The sequence below is a fragment of the Rickettsiella massiliensis 20B genome (genome assembly GCF_000257395.1).
In the GTDB taxonomy this organism is placed as follows: domain Bacteria; phylum Pseudomonadota; class Gammaproteobacteria; order Diplorickettsiales; family Diplorickettsiaceae; genus Diplorickettsia; species Diplorickettsia massiliensis.
This window is the reverse complement of record NZ_AJGC01000003.1, coordinates 67,489-90,603: the sequence shown is the minus strand read 5'-3', so window position 1 is coordinate 90,603 and position 23,115 is coordinate 67,489. Positions and strand designations below refer to the sequence as shown.

26 protein-coding genes and 1 pseudogene are annotated in these 23,115 nt (G+C 39.1%); 10 read left to right on the top strand and 17 right to left on the bottom strand.

The window, feature by feature from the left end:
* Nucleotides 1-500: 500 nt before the first annotated feature.
* From S3O_RS0109565 to S3O_RS0109545, 5 genes are all read right to left on the bottom strand, one after another.
* A complete protein-coding gene (locus S3O_RS0109565) occupies nucleotides 501-1,172 on the bottom strand; it encodes a right-handed parallel beta-helix repeat-containing protein (protein ID WP_010598901.1) in 672 nt (223 codons plus the stop codon).
* 8 nt (nucleotides 1,173-1,180) lie between these two features.
* Nucleotides 1,181-1,465 (bottom strand): hypothetical protein, encoded by a 285-nt coding sequence (locus S3O_RS0109560; protein ID WP_010598900.1) that lies wholly within the window; start codon nucleotides 1,463-1,465, stop codon nucleotides 1,181-1,183.
* Between the two features lie 379 nt (nucleotides 1,466-1,844).
* Nucleotides 1,845-2,048 carry a hypothetical protein gene (locus S3O_RS17580; protein WP_010598899.1) on the bottom strand — a complete coding sequence of 68 codons (204 nt, stop codon included), beginning with the start codon at nucleotides 2,046-2,048 and terminating at the stop codon, nucleotides 1,845-1,847.
* 465 nt (nucleotides 2,049-2,513) lie between these two features.
* Complete coding sequence (locus tag S3O_RS20590; protein ID WP_192805939.1) at nucleotides 2,514-2,708, bottom strand: transposase; 195 nt, start codon at nucleotides 2,706-2,708, stop codon at nucleotides 2,514-2,516.
* Nucleotides 2,709-3,644: 936 nt separating this feature from the next.
* Nucleotides 3,645-3,845 carry a hypothetical protein gene (locus S3O_RS0109545; protein WP_010598898.1) on the bottom strand — a complete coding sequence of 67 codons (201 nt, stop codon included), beginning with the start codon at nucleotides 3,843-3,845 and terminating at the stop codon, nucleotides 3,645-3,647.
* 478 nt (nucleotides 3,846-4,323) lie between these two features.
* Here S3O_RS0109545 and S3O_RS0109540 point away from each other — a divergent pair, with 478 nt between their 5' ends.
* A complete protein-coding gene (locus S3O_RS0109540; RefSeq protein WP_010598897.1) occupies nucleotides 4,324-5,016 on the top strand; it encodes a YggS family pyridoxal phosphate-dependent enzyme in 693 nt (230 codons plus the stop codon).
* 48 nt (nucleotides 5,017-5,064) lie between these two features.
* Here the strand turns inward: S3O_RS0109540 and S3O_RS0109535 are convergent, their stop codons facing one another.
* Both S3O_RS0109535 and S3O_RS17575 read right to left on the bottom strand, forming a co-directional pair.
* Complete coding sequence (locus tag S3O_RS0109535; protein WP_010598896.1) at nucleotides 5,065-6,441, bottom strand: glycine--tRNA ligase; 1,377 nt, start codon at nucleotides 6,439-6,441, stop codon at nucleotides 5,065-5,067.
* A gap of 498 nt (nucleotides 6,442-6,939) precedes the next feature.
* Nucleotides 6,940-7,077, bottom strand: coding sequence for a hypothetical protein (locus tag S3O_RS17575; RefSeq protein WP_156792876.1), 138 nt, complete (start codon nucleotides 7,075-7,077; stop codon nucleotides 6,940-6,942).
* Nucleotides 7,078-7,636: 559 nt separating this feature from the next.
* Between S3O_RS17575 and trhO the strand changes: the two genes are divergently transcribed.
* Nucleotides 7,637-8,389, top strand: coding sequence for an oxygen-dependent tRNA uridine(34) hydroxylase TrhO (gene trhO / locus S3O_RS12715; RefSeq protein ID WP_010598895.1), 753 nt, complete (start codon nucleotides 7,637-7,639; stop codon nucleotides 8,387-8,389).
* 164 nt (nucleotides 8,390-8,553) lie between these two features.
* On the opposite strand, the gene recF is transcribed toward trhO, so the two are convergent.
* The 5 genes from recF to dnaA are packed head-to-tail and all read right to left on the bottom strand — an operon-like array spanning nucleotide 8,554 to nucleotide 12,019.
* Entirely contained in the window at nucleotides 8,554-9,234 is a 681-nt protein-coding gene (recF, locus tag S3O_RS16040) for a DNA replication/repair protein RecF (protein ID WP_083827761.1), read from the bottom strand.
* Nucleotides 9,123-9,638, bottom strand: coding sequence for a DNA replication/repair protein RecF (locus S3O_RS16035; protein ID WP_050816894.1), 516 nt, complete (start codon nucleotides 9,636-9,638; stop codon nucleotides 9,123-9,125). Before S3O_RS16035 ends, recF begins: the two co-directional genes overlap by 112 nt.
* A gap of 5 nt (nucleotides 9,639-9,643) precedes the next feature.
* Nucleotides 9,644-10,612: a DNA polymerase III subunit beta gene (gene dnaN / locus S3O_RS14785; RefSeq protein WP_010598894.1), complete on the bottom strand. Its 969-nt coding sequence runs from the start codon at nucleotides 10,610-10,612 to the stop codon at nucleotides 9,644-9,646.
* Nucleotides 10,557-10,718: a hypothetical protein gene (locus S3O_RS20585; RefSeq protein WP_202798043.1), complete on the bottom strand. Its 162-nt coding sequence runs from the start codon at nucleotides 10,716-10,718 to the stop codon at nucleotides 10,557-10,559. The genes dnaN and S3O_RS20585 overlap by 56 nt, the downstream gene beginning before the upstream one ends.
* Before the next feature lie 50 nt (nucleotides 10,719-10,768).
* Nucleotides 10,769-12,019: a chromosomal replication initiator protein DnaA gene (gene dnaA, locus S3O_RS0109510; protein ID WP_010598893.1), complete on the bottom strand. Its 1,251-nt coding sequence runs from the start codon at nucleotides 12,017-12,019 to the stop codon at nucleotides 10,769-10,771.
* 707 nt (nucleotides 12,020-12,726) lie between these two features.
* Here dnaA and rpmH point away from each other — a divergent pair.
* The 6 genes and pseudogenes from rpmH (at nucleotide 12,727) to mnmE (ending at nucleotide 16,597) form a co-directional block, all read left to right on the top strand.
* The gene (gene rpmH, locus S3O_RS0109505) at nucleotides 12,727-12,861 is read left to right on the top strand and encodes a 50S ribosomal protein L34 (protein WP_010598892.1); all 135 of its coding nucleotides are present in this window, start codon (nucleotides 12,727-12,729) and stop codon (nucleotides 12,859-12,861) included.
* Nucleotides 12,862-12,984: 123 nt separating this feature from the next.
* Nucleotides 12,985-13,365: a ribonuclease P protein component gene (gene rnpA / locus S3O_RS12700; RefSeq protein WP_010598891.1), complete on the top strand. Its 381-nt coding sequence runs from the start codon at nucleotides 12,985-12,987 to the stop codon at nucleotides 13,363-13,365.
* On the top strand, nucleotides 13,329-13,592 hold the full coding sequence (gene yidD, locus S3O_RS0109495) for a membrane protein insertion efficiency factor YidD (protein WP_010598890.1): 264 nt from the start codon (nucleotides 13,329-13,331) through the stop codon (nucleotides 13,590-13,592). Before rnpA ends, yidD begins: the two co-directional genes overlap by 37 nt.
* 55 nt (nucleotides 13,593-13,647) lie before the next feature.
* The gene (gene yidC / locus S3O_RS12695; RefSeq protein ID WP_010598889.1) at nucleotides 13,648-15,237 is read left to right on the top strand and encodes a membrane protein insertase YidC; all 1,590 of its coding nucleotides are present in this window, start codon (nucleotides 13,648-13,650) and stop codon (nucleotides 15,235-15,237) included.
* Between the two features lie 6 nt (nucleotides 15,238-15,243).
* Nucleotides 15,244-15,523 (top strand): annotated as a pseudogene (locus S3O_RS20580) (hypothetical protein); the annotation flags it as partial.
* On the top strand, nucleotides 15,506-16,597 hold the full coding sequence (gene mnmE, locus S3O_RS14780; protein ID WP_235776257.1) for a tRNA uridine-5-carboxymethylaminomethyl(34) synthesis GTPase MnmE: 1,092 nt from the start codon (nucleotides 15,506-15,508) through the stop codon (nucleotides 16,595-16,597). The pseudogene S3O_RS20580 and the gene mnmE, both read left to right, overlap by 18 nt.
* 99 nt (nucleotides 16,598-16,696) lie before the next feature.
* On the opposite strand, the gene waaF is transcribed toward mnmE, so the two are convergent.
* From waaF to S3O_RS16795, 3 genes are all read right to left on the bottom strand, one after another.
* Nucleotides 16,697-17,386, bottom strand: coding sequence for a lipopolysaccharide heptosyltransferase II (gene waaF / locus S3O_RS16030; protein WP_010598886.1), 690 nt, complete (start codon nucleotides 17,384-17,386; stop codon nucleotides 16,697-16,699).
* A complete protein-coding gene (locus tag S3O_RS20575) occupies nucleotides 17,308-17,487 on the bottom strand; it encodes a glycosyltransferase family 9 protein (RefSeq protein WP_083827767.1) in 180 nt (59 codons plus the stop codon). Before S3O_RS20575 ends, waaF begins: the two co-directional genes overlap by 79 nt.
* Nucleotides 17,488-17,715: 228 nt before the next feature.
* The gene (locus S3O_RS16795; protein ID WP_033227512.1) at nucleotides 17,716-17,913 is read right to left on the bottom strand and encodes a zinc-finger domain-containing protein; all 198 of its coding nucleotides are present in this window, start codon (nucleotides 17,911-17,913) and stop codon (nucleotides 17,716-17,718) included.
* Between the two features lie 162 nt (nucleotides 17,914-18,075).
* Here S3O_RS16795 and S3O_RS0109475 point away from each other — a divergent pair, with 162 nt between their 5' ends.
* Together S3O_RS0109475 and S3O_RS0109470 are read left to right on the top strand one after the other, a co-directional pair.
* Nucleotides 18,076-19,209 carry a TraI domain-containing protein gene (locus tag S3O_RS0109475; protein WP_083827760.1) on the top strand — a complete coding sequence of 378 codons (1,134 nt, stop codon included), beginning with the start codon at nucleotides 18,076-18,078 and terminating at the stop codon, nucleotides 19,207-19,209.
* Nucleotides 19,210-19,218: 9 nt separating this feature from the next.
* Nucleotides 19,219-20,025, top strand: a complete 807-nt coding sequence (locus S3O_RS0109470) for a symmetrical bis(5'-nucleosyl)-tetraphosphatase (protein WP_010598882.1) — start codon at nucleotides 19,219-19,221, stop codon at nucleotides 20,023-20,025.
* A 54-nt stretch (nucleotides 20,026-20,079) separates the two neighbouring features.
* Here S3O_RS0109470 and S3O_RS0109465 read toward each other — a convergent pair whose 3' ends face one another.
* Both S3O_RS0109465 and lipA read right to left on the bottom strand, forming a co-directional pair.
* Nucleotides 20,080-22,089, bottom strand: coding sequence for a bifunctional DedA family/phosphatase PAP2 family protein (locus tag S3O_RS0109465; RefSeq protein ID WP_010598881.1), 2,010 nt, complete (start codon nucleotides 22,087-22,089; stop codon nucleotides 20,080-20,082).
* Nucleotides 22,089-23,033, bottom strand: a complete 945-nt coding sequence (lipA, locus tag S3O_RS0109460; protein WP_010598880.1) for a lipoyl synthase — start codon at nucleotides 23,031-23,033, stop codon at nucleotides 22,089-22,091. The genes S3O_RS0109465 and lipA overlap by 1 nt, the downstream gene beginning before the upstream one ends.
* Nucleotides 23,034-23,115: the final 82 nt, after the last annotated feature.

Here is a 23,115-nt window from a genome sequence, read left to right as displayed (position 1 = left end):
TTTTTTAACTCAGCCGGATTATACGCTTTTAGCGAGGAGAGGGAAGCAATAGACCCAAGTTCTCTCTACTTAATGAAGACTCAGCGTTACTTTACCTAAACCCCATTTATAGCCCTTCAATGAGGGGAGACGCGGGCATGAAGCGCGAATGCGTGCCGGAGGACGCCGGAAGAATCGCGGCCACTGCCAGCCGCGTGATTCGAGCTAAATTTTGGGTCAGATGGCCAAAATTTTTCGTGAGAATAGTGGCCGATTAGTTTTAGAGCCTAAAACGTGAATTCAAGTAATTAATGCAACGCTTTTTTTGTTATTCGAGTCAAAAACTTAACAAGTTGTTGGAACACCATTCAACAAGCAAGTTACTCCTCCGCTCAATGTAGTATTTGGACCTGAACTAATAATAGCGCTATCTACTGATAATGTACCGTCTATCCTGTTTTGAGACGAATAAATTGTGTCTGTAGTAAGTGAATTTCCGGGTCCAGTAGTTGCTACTGCACTTACAGCACTATCATTAATAATCGTGACAGAAGATCTCTTATAGAACGAATACCAACTACAGAGCTTGTAGTTCCTGAAACGGTTATTTGGCTATTATCAAGTAATAAGTTGCTTACCGATAGTCTTATACCCGATATTGCTACGCCGGTTGTATCTAAAGTATCAAACTGACTATTCTTAACAGATACTCTACTCTGATTTTGTGCACTCAGACCGATTGAATTACCAAAAATACTATTATTAGTAACGTTAAGCTGGCTTGCATTTAATATAAGTCCTATCGTATAGCGGTCTCCTGTACTACAAATTTGACTTCCGGTAACGACATTATTGGTACCACCTGTAATCCTGACCCCATTGCCGCCAATGGTTGCAGGAGTGGATAGTAAAATAATATCGTTCAGGGCATTATTACCATAAAGGATAAATGCTCCATTAAAGGTCGAGCGTCCTGCGTCTGTGGCGGGCTGATTATAATCAGCTGTACGCGAAGAAATGCTTTGGCTCGCCTGTAAAGTTACTCCGTTTGTTCCTAAAGGCACATTTAAAGCGTCATAGGCACCGCCATTAAAATACATTTGCGTATTGGGGAGTAAACTATTTAAGGTACTAGCACCTAAATCAGTTAGATCGGTCGGTCCATAAGGACTCTCGAATGTGCAATTTTCCAAAGTTAAACCTATCCCACCATTATGAGGTTCACCGGTTTGACTAAAAATACAATATTGTTTGCTATAACCGTTTGGCCTAATCTTTGTGTTGGAGCTTTTCGAGACGAAATAGCAGAACCTCGCCCTAACTCAGAAAGATAACGTTCAACCGGATCCGTTATACGTTCTTCTAAAGTCGGATTAATACGCTCTGTATGTGTACCACCAAATTCTCCACCTAAACCAAAGGCCACCGTACTATGACGCAGATTGTCGTAGGTATAACTTGTAAAGACTTTAACGTTGCTATCCATCCAATAATCTAAACCTGCTGCCCCGCCTCAAATATTGTTAGTTTTTACGGGATTAAAGAAATAACTACCCATATACCCCTTTAATGAAGACTGGGGGAAAAATTGATAACCGAATTTCACATCGACACCATTACTCGCATATTGTATCACTGGAAAAGATTCCCAACCTGAGAATGTCCAGTAAATGAAAAAGGGCCAAAGACTTGGCTTCCTAAGGTGTAGCTACGGTCACCCATCGTAATATATCCGTTTAGGCGAGCATCCCAGCGCGAACCTAAAGCCTCTATCCAAAGATTAGTACCCACAAGCGTGCATTATTATCGATGCGCGTGTAGCCTCCAAATAGGTATAAACCTAAAATAGGTGCATCATTTTTTATCTAACGATAGCCTAGACCTAAATCGGCATAGCCTTGATTGTCTGTTCCATAAGCAAGGTTAGGATCCAGATAAAAATTGTGACGTCGATCACCTGCTATCGGTAACATCAGATCCGCCCCTCCTATTATATAATCACTCGCATATCCATTCGCCGATAATCGAGGGGGTAAGGGAAAAGCGAGGGTCTGAGTTGTTTCTGTCAAAACACCAAGACTGAAAATAAAAGCTACAGTAAGATGCGAATAAACGGTAGTGATTATAGCGTATTTAATTTCCTCATCTAAGCGAGGATAATAATATTTTTCTAGGATTAAGGCTTAGCTTATCTTAGTAGAAATAATCGGAAATTAACAATTTTTTAGAGCCCGCCTGCATGCTATTTTATCCGTTTAAGAAGCTCAAAAAAGGAGCGCCAATGACGTTATTTTCAGCTGAAACAGTTGTTATCTCATAATCTTTTGATAAGCTACGAAAATGGTTGAATCATGAGAAAGTTCTTTCTACCCCCATTTTTGGGTAAAAGAGACCTTTGCTGTACTATCCATTTTGAAATTTTAATCGTTTTCTTTAACGCATGGATAACAAAAATTTTGATTGTTTTTCGATAACCCGTATCCGCACAAACACCAAGTAAACTAGGATATTTTTGAACCGGTTTTTCAAAAACTTTACAGCCAGCTACGGTACATGTGTATTCGCTGCATCCGCCGTTTTCCAGGTGGAAAATTATTGGGTAATTGGTGCCATTGAAAACCTGTCCTGGTTAAGTAAAAAACTGCATTTATAAGTTCTGTTTTCTCATGTTTGCTACGATTTCGATAATTTTCATATTCAAAGTATCCTTTAATTCGTTTCGGTGGCATGTCTGTTACGTCACTTGGATAGAACATTTTTTCTTATTATTAATTTCATAGCTTGTCTTTATAACCTAGTTTGCTTTTTATTCGAATCATAAAGACAGGTTCTAAAATCCGATAATAAAAATTTATCAGGTATGCTTTTTAGATTTAGGATAAGATCGTTGCTAACCTCCCACTCAAACTTTACTTTTTTCATCTCTTATGACTACGGCAAATATATTTCATATTGTCAAAATGATTAACCCATACTTTCATATTGATATCCTTTGCGAGGTTATTAAGAACCTGTCTTTATGATTTAAATTGCAGTCTTTTTTATAAGACGATTTAAGCGTATCTGAACATTATTGAACTTTTTATTCAAAAAAAATCGGAAATTAAACCATATAATTCTTTAGGGTAAACAGGTTGATAGCCTCTTACAAAAATTAAAGGTATCTCTTTTTCAAGTGTTATACTTTCTTCTTTATACCAACCCCCTTGAGAAGTTTGTATTTTTAGCAATGAAATCACTAATTATTTTGTAAGCAAGCGAAGCTTGTAATAAAAAATTCTTATATCGTTTTCTAAAATAATAGTTATTTTGATCTTCATCCGTAAAATATTTCATTAAAATTTTTAAGTAAATTAAATAAACGCTGTAGTTTCTCTCTAAGAAAAAAAGTTAAATCTATCTTCTTTATTTTATTTGATATTTTAGAAAAAGTTTTATTTTCCCTAATACAAATGAAAAACTATTTTTTATATAACTATTAAATTTGTCAACGCCGCATCGCTCAAATACTTAATAAACCAACACTTAACTCTATTTTTATTGGAACAATACAGTCCATATCGACTAACAAACCTTATTCCAAACCAAAATCGATTAAATTAACATCGAAGATGCTTTTTACAAAGTCAACGGGGCTCGCTAAAGATTGGCAACAGGTGAACCGCTTAAAAACGCTCGGTATAAACCGTCTGATTGGCAAAGACTTCCTGTAATTTACAATTAAGATCGATAAGATATTTATCAAATTGCTTTAAATTAGTCTGATAAATCACCATATAGATTTTTTGCTCAGACCAAACATGAGCGATAATATTTTGCAAGAAAAGATATTTATCTGTATTAAAAATAAATTTTTCAGGATTCATCTATCAACAAATTAATTGGTTATCTGTCTAAGCTATATTCATTACTGAATATAGCCTTATTGTGGGAAAAATAAATAAAAAGATAGGTAATAAAGAATAACTCACGTAAAAAAATAAAAATTATTGTTTTTTTACTATAAAAAGAAAAGTATATATTTAAAATAATTATTACCTCTTAACTTAAGAAATAATTTTCATATTCTTTAAAATATGCCACTTAAAATAAAGTTTTTTACAAAACTATTTATAACTAATTATTTTTTTAAAATAAAGAATTGATTATTAATCATTAATATGATAAAATAAAAATTAAATACTTAATTTATTTTAAAATTAATAATAAAAATTTTTACTTTTATTTTTTATTGTTATTTAATTATTTCTTATTTAATTTAAAATTTTTTAATTTTAGTTGATAAATTTTTTAAAAAATACCGTATAATAAATTAGATGGTTTTCTTCTTGCTTTTATTCTCTTATGTCACAATTATCCAGCAAACAATGTTACCAACAATTTAAAAAAAATCTTAATGAAGTCGAACAGCATTTTGGTCGAAAACCAGGCTCCGTCCAAGTGATCGCCGTCAGTAAAGGACAATCGATACAAAGTATCGAGGGGCTTGCTCAATGGGGTCAAATGCTTTTTGCTGAAAATTACTTACAAGAAAGCCTATTAAAAATAATCTCTTTATCTGACTTACCCTTACAGTGGCATTTTATTGGCGGCATTCAAGGTAATAAAATTCAAAAAATTAGCCAGTATTTCTCTTGGGTACATAGTCTTTGTGATATAAAAACGGCCCGAAAGTTCAATGATGCGCGAGAAAAAAGCGGGCAGGGCACGCTACAAGTTTGTCTACAAATCAATTTAGATCAAGAAAGCACAAAATCTGGTTTAGAAAAGGGCTCTGTCTTGCATGTTGCACAACAGTTACGCTCTTTATCCCATCTTCACCTCCGCGGAATTATGGTATTACCCAAAACAAGCGTTGATTTTGATCAACAAAGACAAACCTTTAAACGTGCTTGCTGGATTTTTGAACACTTAAAACAAGCTGGATTTGAAGTTGATACGTTATCGATGGGTACTTCACGTGATTTTATTGCTGCAATTGCCGAAGGCGCGACCCACATCCGTGTCGGTGAAGCACTCTTTGGCCCTAGAAAATAAGTCGCTCATCTAAAAAAGGGGGGAGTCACCCGCACTACGCATTTATTTTTAACGATAAAATCTCTGTATATATTCAATCAACTCGCTCACGGGGATACGTTTTTGTGCCATCGAATCTCGTTCACGAATGGTAACGGTTCCCGATTTTTCATTTTCCTCTGTTGTACAGAGCGTATCATAATCAATGGTAATACAAAGAGGCGTTCCAATTTCATCATGACGTCGATAACTTTTTCCAATATTTCCAGTATCCTCATAAGCAATTCGCCCTAAACCTAAACGTTGCAGGGAATGTTTTATCGTTTGCGCGGTTTCAACCAGTGCGGGTTCATTACGCTTTAAGGGAATAATTGCTGCTTTAATCGGTGCTAAATGGGGTTTTAATTTTAAGACAATTCGCTTGCGATCGTCAGATAAGGTTTCCTCATGAAACGCTTCAGTTAACACCGCTAAAACGCCTCGATCTAAACCCGCTGATGGCTCAATCACGTAAGGAATAAAGTGTTTTCCAGGCGGGTCTTGGACCGTTAACTTATGGACACTGTCTTTATTGACGGCTACATTTGCCTGAATAGCCACTTGCGCTTGACCTTGTGTATGCGAACCTAAATCATAATCGGTTCGATTGGCCACACCTTCTAGTTCTTCAAAACCATGCGGAAATTGATAGAGGATATCGACGGTCGCTTTAGCGTAATGTGCTAACTCTTCTGGACCTTGTGCACTCAGCGTTAAACGTTTTTCAGATAAGCCTTGTGCTTTCCACCAGGTCAATCGGCGCTCGACCCATTCTTGGTGCCAAGGCTCATCTTCACCTGGTTTTACAAAAAACTCTATTTCCATTTGTTCAAATTCACGGACTCGGAAAATAAAGTTACGTGGTGTGATTTCATTACGGAAGGCTTTCCCTATTTGGGCCACCCCAAAAGGTAACTTAGGTGAGAGGGAATCCATGATGTTTTTAAAATTAGTAAAAATCCCTTGTGCTGTCTCAGGACGTAGATACGCATAAGAATCTTGATCTTCAACCGGTCCAACAATGGTTTTAAACATCATGTTAAACGGTTTTGGTTCGGTTAAATCTTGAGAACCACAGTGTTCACAGCGTGCGTCGACTAAATGATCGACTCGCCAACGTTTTTTACATTTTCGGCAATCGACCATTTGATCGCAAAACGTAGTCTCATGTCCGGAATAAAAAAAGATTTTTTTCTGCGCTAAAATCGACGAATCTAAACCATAAATATTATCATTTTCATAAACATTCGCCTTCCACCACGCCGCTTTTAGATTATTTTTTAATTCAACGCCTAACGGGCCGTAATCATAAACGCCTTGTAATCCGCCATAAAGCTCGCCACTTTGAAAAATAAAACCTCTTCGTTTACAAAGTGAAATAATTTCTTCTAAATTTTGTGCGGCCATGGGATTTTTCCAAAAAAGCGTGAAAACGGTTCTTTTTCACAAAAAACAAGCTTGTCGATATAAAAAAATACTAAAGTAGGAAATTTATAACAGGTTTCAATTCATCTGTTAAGGGGGAAAGGGCATCTAGGTAAATAAAAAAGATCCCTGCAAGAAAGGAAAAGAGCAGAATCAGATTATAATCCTTATAAAAAAGGTAAGAAAATTATTCAAGAACCAGTATGTATTGAAAGAAAGTGGCTTCACTCTCGATAATTTTTGATCACCGGCGGATTCAGATCATAAGTGCAAGAACCTGTAAGTATTATCATTTAGTAAAACCTTTTTGCTTAGCAATGTTCTCAATTTCGACCATTTCAGTAGTATGATGTATCATGTTTCCATGAAATAAAATATCGAGATTTGGTCAAGTTTTTTTAATGCTAAACAACGTAATTGCCCCTGTTTTACCAATTTGGTTAAATTGTATACTAAGGGTTTGTAATTGCTTAAAATTACTTAAACATTATTCGGCTGAATTTTTTTAATTATTTTCATTATTTCTGGAATTTCATCATTAACTATTTCACAACCTGCTAAATTAGCAATTACTGAATCTACACTCTTATATATTTTATTTAATATTTCCGCTCTCATATTTCTTTCCTTAAAAATATTAAGCTTTTTAATATAAGTTTTATTTATATCTAGTATACTTGTTAAAGCTTAAAAAATTATTAATAACGCTCTAAAAAATGCCTTTTATTAACTATCTCTGGTATGAGTTTGCATAAAATACCTTTTGGTGTGGCAAAAAACCTAATGGTTTTCTAGAGGGGTTGTTCAATCGATCCATAATAGCCAAAAGCTCATTTTCTGTAATGTGGCCAAAGTCAGAACCTTTTTTAATACCGAGGATTAGTCGATTCGTATTCTCATTGAGGCCGCGTGCCCATAAGGAACAAGGATGTGCGCAATAAAAGTCAGTTTCTAATTCCAGGCTAATTTTTTAATGATACGAAAACTCACTCCCGTTATCCGCCGTGATTGTCAGAACTTTATCAGCTATCAGCTTCAGAGATGAAAGAAATGGAGGACGAAACTATTTGATTTATTGGTAGTTTCGTATCTCACCTCCCAAAAATCGTTTATTTTCCTAATAGTGTCGCCCACGGTATAATACCCGCTTACCTTAAGCAAAAACTTTAAAAAACTTATGTCGACGATTACTAATATTTCCGCTTATCGCTTTGTTTCATTACCTAAACCTTTTCTCAATGAGTTGCAAAATACACTAAAGAAAGAAACCCAGCGCTTAAGCTTAAAAGGAACTATTTTGCTGAGCACAGAAGGCATTAATCTCTTTATGGCCGGTGAAAAGAGAGCCATAGCCGAGTTTCAACGTTTCTTAACCCATTTTTCTTATTTTACAGACTTGTTTTTTAAAGAAAGCTTCTCAGATTTCATTCCTTTTAAGAAAATGCTGATTAAAATAAAAGCAGAAATTATTGCGTTTGGGGTCGAAAACATTCAACCAGAAAAAGTAACCGCCCCGAATCTAGCGCCTGAAACCCTAAAAAAATGGCTCAATGAACAGTCTGAAGTCGTTTTACTGGATACTCGTAACACATTTGAAGTGCAGTGCGGAAGCTTTGAAAAAAGTATCCATCTCGATTTAAAACACTTTAGAGAATTCCCTGATGCAGTCCAAAAAATTCCACAAAATCTCAAAAAAGTACCCATCGTTACGTTTTGCACAGGGGGTATTCGTTGTGAAAAAGCCTCAGCACTCTTACTCAACGCCGGCTTTGAAAAAGTTTACCAACTAGAAGGTGGGATCCTCAATTATTTTGAAAAATGTGGGAGCGCCCATTATCGTGGTCATTGTTTTGTTTTTGACGAAAGAATCGCGTTAACCCCTACACTTGCTGCCGTAACAGAAGAATCAGAGAGCGCCTCACTTAAGTAATGAAGAGAACTGGACAAGTGATTCTCAGGATAAAAAATGTTTCACGTGAAACATAAGGAAGTGAGTGGGTGGGTCAATGTTATTAGGCCAAGTAGCGCTCTTTATGTAAAATATTGATAATAAAAACTCATTTTACGAGGCTATTGTTCAAGAAATATAAAAATCTAAGCTAAGAATTTAGCCGAAACCTGCCCTTGTTCCACGTGAAACCAATATGCATCCACCTTCTTAGCCCACTGTTCTAAAGGTTTCTCATCAATGATGGTCACAAAAACCTGGGCCTGTAATTTTTTTAAAGATTCAACCAAATAATCTCTGCGCTGTGAATCCAGCTCAGCAAACAAATCATCCAGAAGGTAAATACATGATTTATTCATTCGCTGTTTTAATAACAAGCCCTGCGCCAACTGCAAAGCGCAAGCCAATAACTTCTGTTCTCCTCGAGATAACACCTCATGCGCCGGATGCCCATGCAATTTAATCAATAAATCTGCGCGCTGTGGACCATATTGCGTGTAACCGAGTGCTTTATCCCGTTGTGAGTGACGCATTAAAATGACTTCTAAAGGAAACTCAGTATTCCAGCCCGAATAAAAATCAAGCGTCAATCCTTCAAGAGGCATAAAATCTTGTAACAATTCATTCACTAGAGGAATTAAAGCCTGAACGTAATCTGCACGTAAGGTTGTAATTTTCAAACCTATTTCACTAAACTGGGCATCCCAACTTTTCATTAAATCCGCTTCTCCTCGTATATCTTGGAGAAGCGCATTACGTTGTTTGAGGATTTGCTGAAACTGTTGCCATAATAAAAAAAAGAAGGTTCCACGTGGAACACACCCCAATCAATAAACTGTCGCCTGACTCTTGGGCTCCCACTGAGCAGGGTATAACTATTAGGGTTAAGCACTTGTGCAGGTAATAATTTAGCCAAATCACTGATTGAACTGGATTGATTGCTAATTTTAATGCGTGTTTTACCTTGTTTATTCTTTTCTAAACCAATATTAAAGGTTGTTTCGCCTAAAATAGTAGAAAAAATATGAAACTGTTCTGTTTCATAGCGGATGGCACGGCTCGCCAATGCGCTACGAAAGGAACGCCCCACACTCAAAAAATAAATGGCTTCCAATAAACTCGATTTTCCACTCCCATTTTCACCGTAAATACAGTTAAAACGCGATGAAAATTCGAGTTTTTGACTGGCTAAATTTCGAAATTGATTGGTTTGCAAACAAAGTAAGCGCATAATGCTTACAAATGCATCGGCATCACAACATGAACACTTGAGATATCTTGTGGTGATTCAATACGTACCCCTTCGTTATGAGAGTTCATCGTCATGCGAACGGTCCCGGCCGGTAAGCTAGTCAAGACATCAATCAAATACATCATATTGAAAACAATGGTTAACGGTTCGCCTTGATAGTTGACTTCAATTTGATCTTCTGCGGCATCGGTTTTATCAAAATTATTAGTAAAAATACGAAGTATATTGTCTTTTAACTCTAAACAGATGCTTTTATTTTTATCATTCGATAAGATACCCACGCGAATCAATGAAGATTTAAACGTATCTCGTTCCACCTCTAAAATTCGATTGCCCCGCTGTGGAATCATGCGCCCGTAATCTGGAAATTTTCCTTCAATTAGCTTTGAACTAAAAATATAATTCGGCATGATGACGCGTAATTGATTCATACTTAAAGAGACGGTTAACATTTCGTCGTCTTCAGTCAACAAACGTGATAATTCATAAATCGCTTTTCTGGGGACAATGACTTGGTTTTCTTCAAGAATATCACCTTCTTTGAGACTTAGCGCTAAACGGTGACCATCGGTCGCCACCATACGCAATCGACCTTTTTCAATCTCCCATAACATCCCATTTAGATAATAACGAACATCTTGCTGAGCCATCGCAAAATTAGTCGCTTCAATTAAATCACGCAAAGCTTTTTGTGAAAAAGTAAATTCTAACGGTGTGGCGGGCGCTTGTGCGAAGTCTTGGGCACAAGGAAAATCACTTGCCGGTAAGGTTGCTAAATTAAAACGGGCCCGGCCACATTGTACCGCTAATTTATCGGCTTTTTGTTGAAATTTTATAGTGCTCCCTTCGGGTAAATTTTTACAAATATCAAATAATTTTCGCGCCGGTACCGTTGTTTTACCACATTGCCCCGATTTTTCGAGCAAAACGCGCCCTGATAACTCGACTTCCATATCTGTTCCGAGTAAAGATAGACGTTTCTTTATCTAAACTGAGAAACACATTAGAAAGAATCGGGAGCGTTTGCCGACGCTCAATGACCGAAGTAACGAGTTGCAAAGGGTTTGAGCAACGCTTCTCGGTTAATCGTAAATTGCATTTTTAGTTCCTCAACTCGATAAAGTACGCAATAAATTTATAAAACGCAATGCCGGTATCATTTTTGCTAACGCCATCGCTACTTGCCGAGCACGCGCTAACGAAGCGGTACGACGTTTAGAAAGTAAATCAGAAACTTTTATTTTATAATATTCCGCTACGGTTTTAATAATATTATCCACCGTAACCAGTTTATCTTGTAAAGCCAAGACATCTTTAATCGCTTCTTTGACTAAATCCAACGTAATGAATCGTCCTGTAAACTGCGCATACGCCACCACTCGTTTTAAAACACCTTCTAGTTCACGGACATTCGAATGAATCCGTTTTCCAATAAAAAAAGCCACTTCTTGAGGTAAGCAAATACTGGATTGCTCTGCTTTACTGATTAAAATTGCCACACGTGTTTCTAAGTCCGGCGGTTCAATCGCGACGGTTAACCCCCAACCCAAACGTGATTTTAAACGTTCTTCAACGCCCGACATTTCTTTAGGATAACGATCGCACGTTAACACAATTTGTTGTTGCCCTTCGAGCAGGGTATTAAACGTATGAAAAAATTCTTCTTGTGAACGATCTTTTCCAGCAAAAAACTGAATATCATCGATTAATAAAGCATCCAAGGAACGATAATAGGTTTTAAAATCATTAATCGTGTTTGTTTGTAACGCCTTAATCATATCGGCAACAAAACGTTCAGAATGAAGATAAAGTACTTTTGCGTTGCGATTTTTTTTCAAAATCGCATTACCAATCGCGTGCATTAAATGGGTTTTACCCAAACCCACCCCACCATACAGTAACAAAGGATTATATGCACCCCCTGGATTTTCAGCAACTTGCACACTGGCCGCACGAGCTAACTGATTCGATTTACCTTCTACAAAATTTAAAAAAGTAAAATTCACATTGATATGACTGGTTAACGATTTCAATGCCTTCGGTTGCAACTTGACTTCAACCGTCGGTGCATAATGAAGCGATGTTTCTGGAGAGGGTTGTGATAAAGATCGACTCCCCACTCGTAAAACAACTTCCGGTGGAACATCATCCAATTGCATTAAAATTTGATTAATTTGTACTAAAAAACGTTCATTCACACAATGTAAGACAAACTGGTTAGGCGCCCACAATACAAGTTGATCTTCTTTTTGCTCTGCCTGCAACGGGCGAATCCAGGTATTAAAATCTTGAAGCGAAATATGGTTTTGTAATCGATCCAAACATTTATCCCAAACAAACGTTGCTTCGGCAGTGGTCACAATAATTCCTCTGTTAAATCAAAATGCTGAATATCGGTCTCTGTTCATATCACAATTTCTTAGTCTTATCCATCAAAAGCAGTTTCCAGATGATTACTAAAAAATTAAGAAAATCAAATGATATCTTCCTTAGATTTCGAATACAAAAAAATTATGGGTAAGAGAAACCTAAGCGTAGGAGAAAGCGCAAATGGTTAGTTTGTTGGTAAATAACCCACCAAAAATATCACACCACAACTAGAAGAGAAAAAGCAATGACTAAAAAAGATCTTTTCATGCTCATCATTCCAAGCAATCATTTCTACGCTTGGTTACCCCCCAAAACCACCTATGAGTAACTGTGTATAAACTCGCTAAAAACTGTGCATGAAACCGAGCTTAATCACACCCCCTCGGCAGAGACCGCTCATTTCGTGGTAGTCATCCCCCGCTATACCCAGTTTATCCCGCCGCCTTTTATACTATATATAGTTGATAAAACAGACTTTTATTAAGTTATCCCCAGAGTTATTCCTGTATTATCATCAACACTATCTATTTAAATAAATTAATTATAATAATAATGGTGTTGTGTCTTATGAAAGAACAGGTTGAAATAACACTTCGTAACGCCGTTTAAAACACAAACTATGAATTGACAATCCCATTAGGCCTCGCCTAAGATAACGCCTCTAAAAAAATCATTCATTTTCTGAGTTATCCCTATCATGAAAAGAACCTTTCAACCGAGTAATTTAAAACGAAAAAGAACACATGGGTTTAGAGCTCGGATGGCTACCAAAAACGGTCGTCGTGTTCTGAAAAATCGTCGTGCTAAAGGCCGTTATCGGTTAACCGCATAACTCACGCTAAAAACAAGAGTTTTTCTGTAAAGAAAAAGCGGACGTCTGTTTTTTTACTCCATGTTAATTAATTCACGCTTCGGCCTCTTTTTACGATTTTTTAGTAAAATTTAATCTAACTGAATGATTATAGAGGTTTTTTTGGATAAAACGCGCTACAGTTTTCCTCGGTCGCGTCGGGTGGGTTCCCCTGAAGACTTTACCACTGTATTTAAAGAAGGTTTTCGGTTTAAGCAGGGGTGTTTGATTATGTATATAAAGCCGAATGGGCTGTTGTGTCCGCGGCTAGGTTTAGCGGTGAGTAAAAAAGCGATCCCTAAAGCCGCGGAAAGAAACAAAGTAAAACGCTTGATCCGGGAAAGTTTTAGACTTTATCAAAACCAGTTAGCGAATATAGATATTGTCGTCGTGGTAACGCGACATTATTTTGAAGCGCAACCCTCGTTTTGGAGTGATTTAGGTAGACAATGGTCAAAATTAGTCGTTTATTACAAAGAACATTAGTTATTTTTATTCGTATTTATCAGGTCTTGATCAGTGCGGTATTAAAACCTGCTTGTCGATTTTATCCTTCTTGTTCAGAGTATGCTGTACAATCTATTCAACAACAAGGGAGTTTGCAGGGAACGTACTTGACTGTAAAGCGTTTACTGCGCTGCCATCCTTGGCATCCGGGTGGTTACGATCCGATACCTGATTCTCCCATTAAACAACCCAATATAACGAGTTAATTTATGGAACTGGCCCGTGTTTTCTTATTAGGCCGCTTTATTTTTAATCGCTTTTATGCTGTGGAATGCCTGGCAAAATGAGCATGTTGCTCCCGCTGTGACCGGAGCCGTCGTTTCGACAACTGCAAAAAACGTCGGTATCGCCGATAAAAGTTGGGTCAAAACACCACCACTACCGGGTGTTGCGCAGCAAATAGTGGTTGATAACAATGAAAAATCACGTTTTATCGAAGTAAAAACCGACGTTCTCGATGTCTTAATTGATAAGCAAGGTGGCTCAATTGTCCAAGCAAAGCTTTTGAAATATGATCAAAATCCTCGTGAAAAGAATACTCAACCGTTTAAATTATTAAGTTCTGATGCAGCAGACTATTATGTTGCGCAAAGCGGGGTGATGGATCAAACCAATAAACCAACGATTCATTATCAAACCAGCCAAAATAGTTATGTATTGACACCCGGTCAAAAAGAACTCGTGGTAAAATTAGTCGGCCATAATCCGCAATCTATTTTGGTTGACAAGCAGTTTGTGTTTAAACCAGACGATTATCAAATTTTGGTTAACTATAAGCTACTCAATCAAGGGCGTTCTCCGTGGCAAGGCCGAATTTTTAGCCAACTTCAGCAAAAAAAACCGGAAGTGACGCACAGTTTATTTAATATTAGTGCTTATACCGGGGGAGCGATTTCTACCCAGGAAAAGCCCTATCAAAAAATTAGTTTTGAGAAAATGGGTGAAGGGTTATCTTTAGCGACCCAAAATGGGTGGGCAGCGATGCTCCAGCACTATTTTTTAAGTGCTTGGGTGCCTCCAACCGGGCAAACTCACCAATTTTATAGCGCGGCACAAAATGGTATTTATACATTAGGGATCCTCGGTCCAAGCATTCAATTGACCCCAGGACAGTCTTATTCACAGCAGCTTAAACTTTATACCGGCCCCGACGTTCTGGATCGCCTCAAAGCGGTGGCACCCCATCTCGATTTAACCGTGGATTACGGTATTTTATGGTTTATTTCAATGGCCCTTTTTTGGCTATTAAAACAAATTTACCAAATTGTCGGCAATTGGGGTTGGGCAATTGTTATTTTAACCGTTTTGATTAAATTAGCGTTTTATCATTTATCTGCAAAAAGTTACCGATCTATGGCGGCGATGCGTAATCTACAACCTCGTCTTGCCGCACTCAAAGCGCGTTACGGCGATGATCGTCAAAAATTAACTCAAGAAACGATGGCCTTGTATAAAGCCGAAAAGGTCAATCCGTTAGGTGGGTGTTTACCTATTTTGGTTCAAATCCCGGTGTTTATTGCCTTGTATTGGATGATTTTAGAAAGTGTTGAGTTACGTCAGGCGCCGTTTATTTTATGGATTCGTGATTTATCTGTGAAAGATTCGTACTATATTTTACCCATTTTGATGGGGGTGACGATGTTTATTCAACAAAAACTCAATCCACCACCGGCCGACCCAACGCAAGCAAAGGTTATGCAGTTTTTGCCCATCTTTTTTACGGCACTCTTTTTAAACTTTCCTGCGGGATTAGTATTGTACTGGGTCGTTAATAATACGCTTTCTATTTTACAACAATGGTTTATTACCTATCGTTATGAGATGGAAATAAGTCGTAAAAAGAAACGCTAAGCAATCATGTCCTGGGTAGAGTATTCAGGAGAGATGGATACGATCGCGGCGGTGGCGACGCCTTCTGGGCGAGGAAGCGTGGGTATTGTACGGATTTCAGGCCCTAGGGCATCGGATATAGCGATTGCCTTACTTGGGCACTTACCTAAACCACGTAATGCCGTGTTGAGCGGTTTTAAGGCCCAAGACGGTAGCTTAATTGATCAAGGGTTGGTTCTCTATTTCCCTGGGCCGCACTCTTTGCGGTCCCTGGGTGCTGGATGCGTTACTGAAACGTGTTTTAACTCTCGGTGCGCGTTTAGCACGGCCCGGTGAATTTTCAGAACGGGCTTTTCTCAATGGTAAAATTGATCTCAGTCAAGCCGAAGCCATTGCCGATTTGATTGGCGCTGAATCGGCGCACGCGGCCCGTGTGCAGTGCGTTCTTTGCAGGGTGAATTTTCTCGGCAAATCCAGAAAAATGGTTGATGCGTTAATTGAGTTAAGAATGTACCTGGATGCCGCGATTGATTTTACCGACGAAGCCATCGATTTTTTATCTTCAGAGTCTGTCGAGCAAAAGCTAACTGAAATTTTAGCAAAGATTGCACATATCAAAAAAACCGCCCGCCAAGGTGCATTGCTCCAAGAAGGTTTACGAATAGCGATTTTAGGCCCGCCGAATGCTGGAAAATCGAGTTTATTAAACACACTTTCTGGACAAGATACCGCTATTGTGACCGAAATTGCGGGTACAACACGGGATGTGATTCGTGAAAAAATCTATTTAGAGGGCTTACCGATTCAATTAATTGACACGGCGGGTCTTCGTGAGACAAGCAATCAAATTGAAAAAGAAGGGATTCGGCGCAGTTTAGCGGAAATTGAAAAAGCCGATTTTATTCTTTGGTTGGTCGATGGCCATCAAATTCCAGATCAACCCAGTGCTTGGTGCGAACACATCAAGACGTGGCCTTTAATCGAACAAGCCGCGGCGCGCCTTACGTTTATACGGAACAAAATTGATCTCAATCAAAAAGAAGAAGCACGGATTACTCAGTATAAACAATGGGATATTATTCATTGTTCTTTAAAAGAACAAAAAGGATTGTCACTGTTAACAAACTATTTGAAAGAAAAGTGTGGTTTTATTTCAGGATCGGAAGCCTTATTTAGCGCACGCCGCCGCCACTTAGAAGCGTTAATGCATGCTGAAAAAGCGTTAGAGCGAGGATTAAAAAATGTTTTGCAACACGCTACACCTGAGTTATTAGCTGAAGATTTACGTACTGCACAACATTATTTAGGCGAAATAACTGGGGAATTTACAACAGAAGACTTACTCGGAAAAATTTTTTCCGAATTTTGTATTGGAAAATAATTGCGTACAAAATAAGTTTTTTATAAAAATATTTATTTTTTATAAAGAGACAAAAATAAATTAAAAAGGCGGCGATTATGTTGAATAAAATTCAAAAATTTAGTCAATAAGCGCATGTATCGCTTGTAAAACTTGTTTAGGTGTTATTTTCGTCAAGCAATCTACGTGACCGAAGGCACATTCACGTTGAAAACAAGGTTGGCAAGCGAGGGCAGTACTTAAAATGATTGCGTGCTCGGTTAAAGGAGGCGTAAAACGTGGGCTGCTTGCCCCATAGATAACAATGAGCGGTTTTTGTAATGCCGCCGCACAATGCATTAATCCCGAATCATTACTGATCACTAACGTGGCTGCGGACAAGATATCTAATGCTTCAGAAAGTGTTGTTTGTCCAATTAAATTAAAAGCGACTTGACCACTTTGTTGTTGAATTTGCTCCCCAACCCTCCGATCGTGTTGCGCACCGAGTAAAATAACTTGCCAGCCTTCGTTGTGTTTAACGCGGATTATTTCGGCGAAATAATGGTTAGGCCACTGTTTTGCCGAGCCAAAAGCGGCACCTGGGCATAATATTAATCGTCGGATCGGCCTCTTGAGAAATGGCCAGCGTTGATGCGTTTTTTGAGCTGAAATAGAATCAGGATGAAGGCGCGGCTGATAAATTTCCCAATTAGAGATCGCTTGATGACCAATAGGAAGTGTTCCCAAGGCTAAAAAACGTTTTTGTTGAGCTTTTTTTGATGTGTTAATACACCAAAACGCATTTCGCCTTGCCAGCCAACACGACATGGAATTTGTGCTGCCCACGGAATGAGCGCTGATTTCCAAGAGTTAGGGAGTACGATAGCTTGCTGGTAACTTTTTTTCGTAAAGATCGGCCTACATGCCAACGCTTTTTTAAAGCGAGTTGTCCATGGCCAAAGGGTAGATCCAAAATATGATCAATTTCCGGCATCCGTTTAACTAGACCATGACTCCAAGCAGGGGCAATGATATCCAGTTTAACTTGAGGTCTTTGTATTTTTAGATACCGGAACAAGGCTTGCGCAATGACGATATCGCCTAACCAAGCTGGGCTGACTAGTAAGAGAGATTGTGAGGATGAAACCACAAGATGTTTAGCGAATACGCTCCTCGAGTACGTAAGTTGTGCCACAATAAGGGCAAGTTGCACGACCAGTTTTAGCAATAGGTAAATAGACTTTTGGATGCTTATTCCAAAGCACGTCTTGCGGTAACGGGCAAGAAAGTGGTAGTTGGCGGGTGGTAACCATTAAGCAGGGGGTTGGATCCGGATCAGGAAATGGGTGTGACATAGGGTATACCTTTAAAAAATGGCGCTATAATTTTGTAAGCAAATGATAAACTAGACAAACCAATAACGATTATTTAAATCAAATGAAGTTATTTCTAAACCAAATTATTAGCGACGAAACTCCACCAAGAACAAATCACAATGATGCGTTCCTTTTTAGAACCTGCGCAACATTTTTTCCTTAATTTACGAACCCATTCTAAATCAATTTTCAGAGTTCGTCCAAAATTTACCGGAGACAAAACTCGGTTTTTTTGGTCGAGAAAGTGAGTTTTTAACTCAAGGGTTAGAACGTGCTACACGAACACTCTCCTTGATTTTAGGTACTTTTTTTGAGGGAGAAAGTGATTTTTCTGTACTGACTGCTCGTGAGGCTTTATGGCTGTATGCCGCTTTTACGGCTTCTTTATTGTTGGATATCGGGAAAATAGCGGTTAAATATTCGATCTGGGCTTATCAAAAAAATCCAAAAAATTTAAAAAAATGGAACCCCTACACGGGAACTTTACGTACACAAGGGGCTCAATACTATCGTTTTGACTATGTTAAACAAAATCTTGACCATCTTCGTCAACAAGTGACTCCGTTATTAGCACGACAATTGCTTGATGCGGCGTATGGCGATACGCACGAGGGCTTAGGATTTAATTGGATTGCCAGTGATCCGGTGATTCTTGAAGCATGGCTTGCCATGCTCATGGGCGAACAAAACCGTATTCCGATGACTTCGTTTATGGCGGTGATTCCAAAAGCGAACATTGAGTTACTTGATCATCATAAAAACCGACAGAAAGCGATGGCGGTTCATCCCGCAGGAGAGCAATTTTTAGTTTGGCTTCGACAGCAGCTCCAAGAAGGAAAAATAAGCATTAATCAAAAAGATTCAAGTATTTACGTGACCGAAAAAGAAGTACTGTTATCGAAAAGCCTTTTTGAAGCGTTTGCCCAGAAGCACCCCAAACATAACCATGTCGGAATCGTTGAAAAACAATTTATCGATGTCGCACAGCTCTACCAAATCTCGATTAGTGATTTAGATCAGCGTTATCGAGCACATGGCGGTATTTCTGGGTTAGGTGATATCGGTAAACGCTATCGTGCTATCGGTGGTTTAGCTTCGGTACAAGAAAACACCAAAAATAACCTGGCCTCAAACGCACGTTTTTTAAAAGGTGGAATCGGTTTATTAGCATTAATTACTCCGCCACTTTTGCATAAAGAATTATCCATTAGTCTTCTAAAAAATAATGAGGTAATATTAAATACCTCTTTCACCGACACAGAAATTTTAACTTAAGCCAACAATATGGCGATTTATGTCGTAGGCGATATTCAAGGTTGTTTGGATCCATTGCAGCAGCTCCTTGAAAAAGTAAACTTTGATCCGGCCAGGGATGCTTTATGGACGACGGGCGATTTAGTTAATCGCGGCCCGTCTTCGTTAGCCGTCCTACGTTTTTTTTATTCCTTAAAAAACAGCCAGATTGTGTTAGGAAATCATGATCTGCATCTTTTGTCTGTATTAGAAGGTCAGGCGACGCTCAGTCCGGCCGATACATTAGATTCTATTTTAGATGCGCCCGATAGCGATCAATTAGCTACTTGGTTGCGTCATCAACCCTTACTTTATTATCATCAATCATTGAAGGTCGTTTTAGTCCATGCAGGATTACCACCTGAGTGGGATTTAACACACGCTTTGCAGCATGCAGCCGAAGTAGAACGAGCTTTGCAAGGACCCGATTATCGAGAGTTTTTAGCACAGATGCGTGGTAATTTACCGAATCGTTGGTATGAAACCTATCAAGGCTGGGATCGTTTACGCTACATTACTAATGCGTTAACTCGGTTACGTTTTTGTGATGCGCATGGCGCACTGGGTTTTGATTATAAGTCGACTCAAGCACCGCCAGGTTATCTACCTTGGTTTGAGGTGCCAGGTCGTCGTAGCGCGGCATTAAAAATTTTATTTGGTCACTGGGCTTCTTTAGAGGGAAAAACCAATCAGAAAAATGTGATTGCGCTGGATACGGGTTGTGTTTGGGGGCATTGTCTTACAGCGCTTCGGTTAGAAGATGGTGTTTTTTTTCGTGTGAATTGCCCGGCTCCTTAAAACAGTAAGGTCATTTATTTTAACAATACAAGATAAGCGTAAATCTCCTGTGTACTAATTCTCAGGAGATTTTACAAGATAAACTGTCTTATGTTGTGCAGGATAAACAATACGTTTTATTTGTAGTGGAGTCAGTTGTTCAAAAAGCACTTCACCTGCTGCGGGACTCGGTTGTTTTAACACATGATGTGTCGCTTGAAATTGTAAACGCCAAGTTTGTTGTGAATGAATCATCCCGACCCAAAGTGGCCAATTATTTTCAAAGCGAATCGGTGTTTCCCATAAAAGAAGTAATAAGCGGCGATGGGTTTGGGTTAAACACAGACTCATTACTAAGATAGGTTGTTTTCCTGCATAAAAGGGTCTTATAAACAGAGGCATCGTTTCCTCATTTTGACGTGTTGTGAACCGGTATAATGCAGACCAGAAATTTTTTATGGGAATCACTCGCCAGCCTTTCTTTTCTAATTGTTGTTGGATGGAAGAGAGCGGACCGGCCCATTGTAAATTTAATATATCGATGCGTTCACCCAACGCATTGGTACGATACAGCGGTTTTGTATCTTGGGTGTGTGACCACCAATCCTCTAAGCGTTGAGATTGCAATACCGGTTTTTTTAGTTGATAGCCGGCTAATTCTCTCCCATACTCTCGATAAAGGTTTCCTCCCCAGATCGCGACTAAACTAAGCAATGCTAAGCCGACCCATGAGTTTTTGGTGAGAGAAGGTCTATTTTTTTTACGTTGATAAGATAAAGTGAGCGCAAAGACGATACTTAGACCAAAGAATAAGCCACCTAACACATCGGTAAACCAGTGCGCTGTTAAGTAAACTCTCGAAAAAAAAATGACAGAAATAAGTAACGCGGTTGTACCGTAAATGAGATTACGTGTTTTTTGCTTACGATCCAGTGCGATCAACACAGCAAAAAAACCTAAAATACAGACACTGCTGAAGGTATGGCCGCTCGGAAACGAGAATCCAGAAGGCGTTTGTACTAATCCCGTTGGTCGTGCAATCTGGAATATATTTTTGACAAGATTGCCAAGGCCGTAACTAAAAAACAATAAAAACACCCAATGTAAGGTTGCCCAAAAATAGCGTTTTATAAGAAAAATCAGTAGTACTACGCCCCAAAAGACAATTAAAACACGTGGACTGATTTCGGTCACCGTAACAAAAAATCGATCGAGGCCAGGACTGCGTAAACTATGCATTAAATGATAGATAGGTTCGTTCCAGGCAGTTAAAACCCCATGATTTTTCACACTTAAGGCCACTAAAATAAAACCAAACACTGAAAAAACAGCGCCTAAAAACAGAGTCAGCGCCGTATGCGATTTTGGGTGATAAGGATCCATCAAAAAAGAAGTCAGTGGCTGTAGGCGAGGATGTCGTTGCGTAAAGTGCCAAAGCCGAGCAATTTGCGCATCGAGCGCATGACTAAACCACGCTGAACACGAACGTATTAAGGAATAAATCACCCAAAAGAGGGTTAAGACTAACACCACAAATAACAGCAATTTTGTTGCCACGTCCGACGGTAGTTGCTGCGAGGCTTGCCCCAAGAGAATCCCGGGGAGCATATAAATAGGTGCCCAAAAAAACGCTGAAATTGAATCAGCGATAATAAATTGACTTTTAGGCATACTCACCATGCCCGCAATCAGCGGTAGCACGGGACGAAGCGGTCCAATAAAACGACCGATAAAAATACTTTTAATACCGTGTTTATCAAAAAAATCGTTACCTTTTTGCAATAATTTGGGATAGCGATAAAACGGCCAAAGCGTTGCGGTTCGTTCTCGATAATGATATCCGATTAAAAAGCTAACGACATCGCCGGCGATTGCGCCAGCAATGGCCCATAAGGTGATCGAAGTAAACGGTAAAACACCCATACCGATCAATGTCCCAATCGCGGTCATGATCACTGTCCCAGGAATCAATAAGCCCACCAAAAGCAGACATTCAAAGAAACAAACCAGAAAGGTGACACCTCCTGCGGCAAGTGGATTTAATTGTAGCCACTCGAAAAAAGGCTTAATGTCTTGCAACGTCATTAGGTTATCGATTCTCCCGCAGCTTGTTTATCAGCGTGATAAGAGGAGCGAACTAATGGACCACTGGCGACTCGCTCAAAACCCATTTTTTTGGCAAGTTCAGCTAAGTAATTAAATTCTGCAGGGGTGACGTAGCGTGCCACGGGAAAGTGATGCTGACTCGGAGCAAGATATTGGCCAATCGTCAGCATATCCGCTTCATGGGCACGTAAGTCTTGCATTAACGCTTCCACTTCTTCCATGGTTTCACCTAACCCCATCATAAAACCGGATTTAGTTGGAATACCTGGAAAGCGTTTTTTAAACTGCTGCAAGAGATTCAGTGACCACTGATAATCGGAGCCCGGTCGCGCGGGTTTATACAGCCGGGGGACGGTTTCGATATTATGGTTAAATACATCCGGTAGCGCCGGAGCCATCGCTTCTAATGCGACTTCCATCCGACCACGAAAATCAGGAACCAATACTTCTATCTTTAAGGATGGGCAAGCTTGCCGTAACGCTTGTAAACAAGCAGTAAAGTGGCCCGCACCGCCGTCGCGTAAATCATCGCGATCCACCGAGGTAATCACCACATAGCGAAGGCCCATTTGTTGAACCGTTTTGGCCAAATTGATCGGTTCATTTGGATCTAACGGATCCGGCCGCCCATGACCGACGTCACAAAATGTGCATCGCCGCGTACATTTATCCCCCATGATCATAAAGGTTGCCGTACCATGACTAAAACATTCATTTAAATTGGGGCAAGAAGCTTCTTCACAGACCGTATACAGACGATTTTCACGGAGCATGGTTTTGAGTTGTTCGACGACCGGTGTTTGAGCCAGTTTAATACGAATCCAATCCGGTTTACGCAAGGGTTCTTTACGTTCGATTTTAATCGGAATTCGCGCCATTTTGGCAGCACCGCGTTGTTTTTTTGTAGGGTCTAACGTTGTCATAAGCGTTCGTCCGGTTCGAGAAGCAGCGCAGTCATTCTAGCATAGCTTTTTATCAGATTAACCTCCCTTTAAACCATCATTT

Excerpts from the sequence above, each read along its gene's own strand:
- S3O_RS0109560 (WP_010598900.1), bottom strand. The coding sequence starts at position 1,465 with ATGGATAGCAACGTTAAAGTCTTTACAAGTTATACCTACGACAATCTG.
- S3O_RS20590 (WP_192805939.1), bottom strand. The coding sequence starts at position 2,708 with ATGCCACCGAAACGAATTAAAGGATACTTTGAATATGAAAATTATCGA.
- S3O_RS0109545 (WP_010598898.1), bottom strand. The coding sequence starts at position 3,845 with ATGAATCCTGAAAAATTTATTTTTAATACAGATAAATATCTTTTCTTG.
- S3O_RS0109540 (WP_010598897.1), top strand. The coding sequence starts at position 4,324 with ATGTCACAATTATCCAGCAAACAATGTTACCAACAATTTAAAAAAAAT.
- S3O_RS0109535 (WP_010598896.1), bottom strand. The coding sequence starts at position 6,441 with ATGGCCGCACAAAATTTAGAAGAAATTATTTCACTTTGTAAACGAAGA.
- S3O_RS17575 (WP_156792876.1), bottom strand. The coding sequence starts at position 7,077 with ATGAGAGCGGAAATATTAAATAAAATATATAAGAGTGTAGATTCAGTA.
- trhO (WP_010598895.1), top strand. The coding sequence starts at position 7,637 with ATGTCGACGATTACTAATATTTCCGCTTATCGCTTTGTTTCATTACCT.
- S3O_RS16035 (WP_050816894.1), bottom strand. The coding sequence starts at position 9,638 with ATGCGCTTACTTTGTTTGCAAACCAATCAATTTCGAAATTTAGCCAGT.
- dnaN (WP_010598894.1), bottom strand. The coding sequence starts at position 10,612 with ATGGAAGTCGAGTTATCAGGGCGCGTTTTGCTCGAAAAATCGGGGCAA.
- rpmH (WP_010598892.1), top strand. The coding sequence starts at position 12,727 with ATGAAAAGAACCTTTCAACCGAGTAATTTAAAACGAAAAAGAACACAT.
- rnpA (WP_010598891.1), top strand. The coding sequence starts at position 12,985 with ATGATTATAGAGGTTTTTTTGGATAAAACGCGCTACAGTTTTCCTCGG.
- yidD (WP_010598890.1), top strand. The coding sequence starts at position 13,329 with ATGGTCAAAATTAGTCGTTTATTACAAAGAACATTAGTTATTTTTATT.
- yidC (WP_010598889.1), top strand. The coding sequence starts at position 13,648 with ATGCTGTGGAATGCCTGGCAAAATGAGCATGTTGCTCCCGCTGTGACC.
- waaF (WP_010598886.1), bottom strand. The coding sequence starts at position 17,386 with ATGTCGTGTTGGCTGGCAAGGCGAAATGCGTTTTGGTGTATTAACACA.
- S3O_RS16795 (WP_033227512.1), bottom strand. The coding sequence starts at position 17,913 with ATGTCACACCCATTTCCTGATCCGGATCCAACCCCCTGCTTAATGGTT.
- S3O_RS0109470 (WP_010598882.1), top strand. The coding sequence starts at position 19,219 with ATGGCGATTTATGTCGTAGGCGATATTCAAGGTTGTTTGGATCCATTG.
- S3O_RS0109465 (WP_010598881.1), bottom strand. The coding sequence starts at position 22,089 with ATGACGTTGCAAGACATTAAGCCTTTTTTCGAGTGGCTACAATTAAAT.
- lipA (WP_010598880.1), bottom strand. The coding sequence starts at position 23,033 with ATGACAACGTTAGACCCTACAAAAAAACAACGCGGTGCTGCCAAAATG.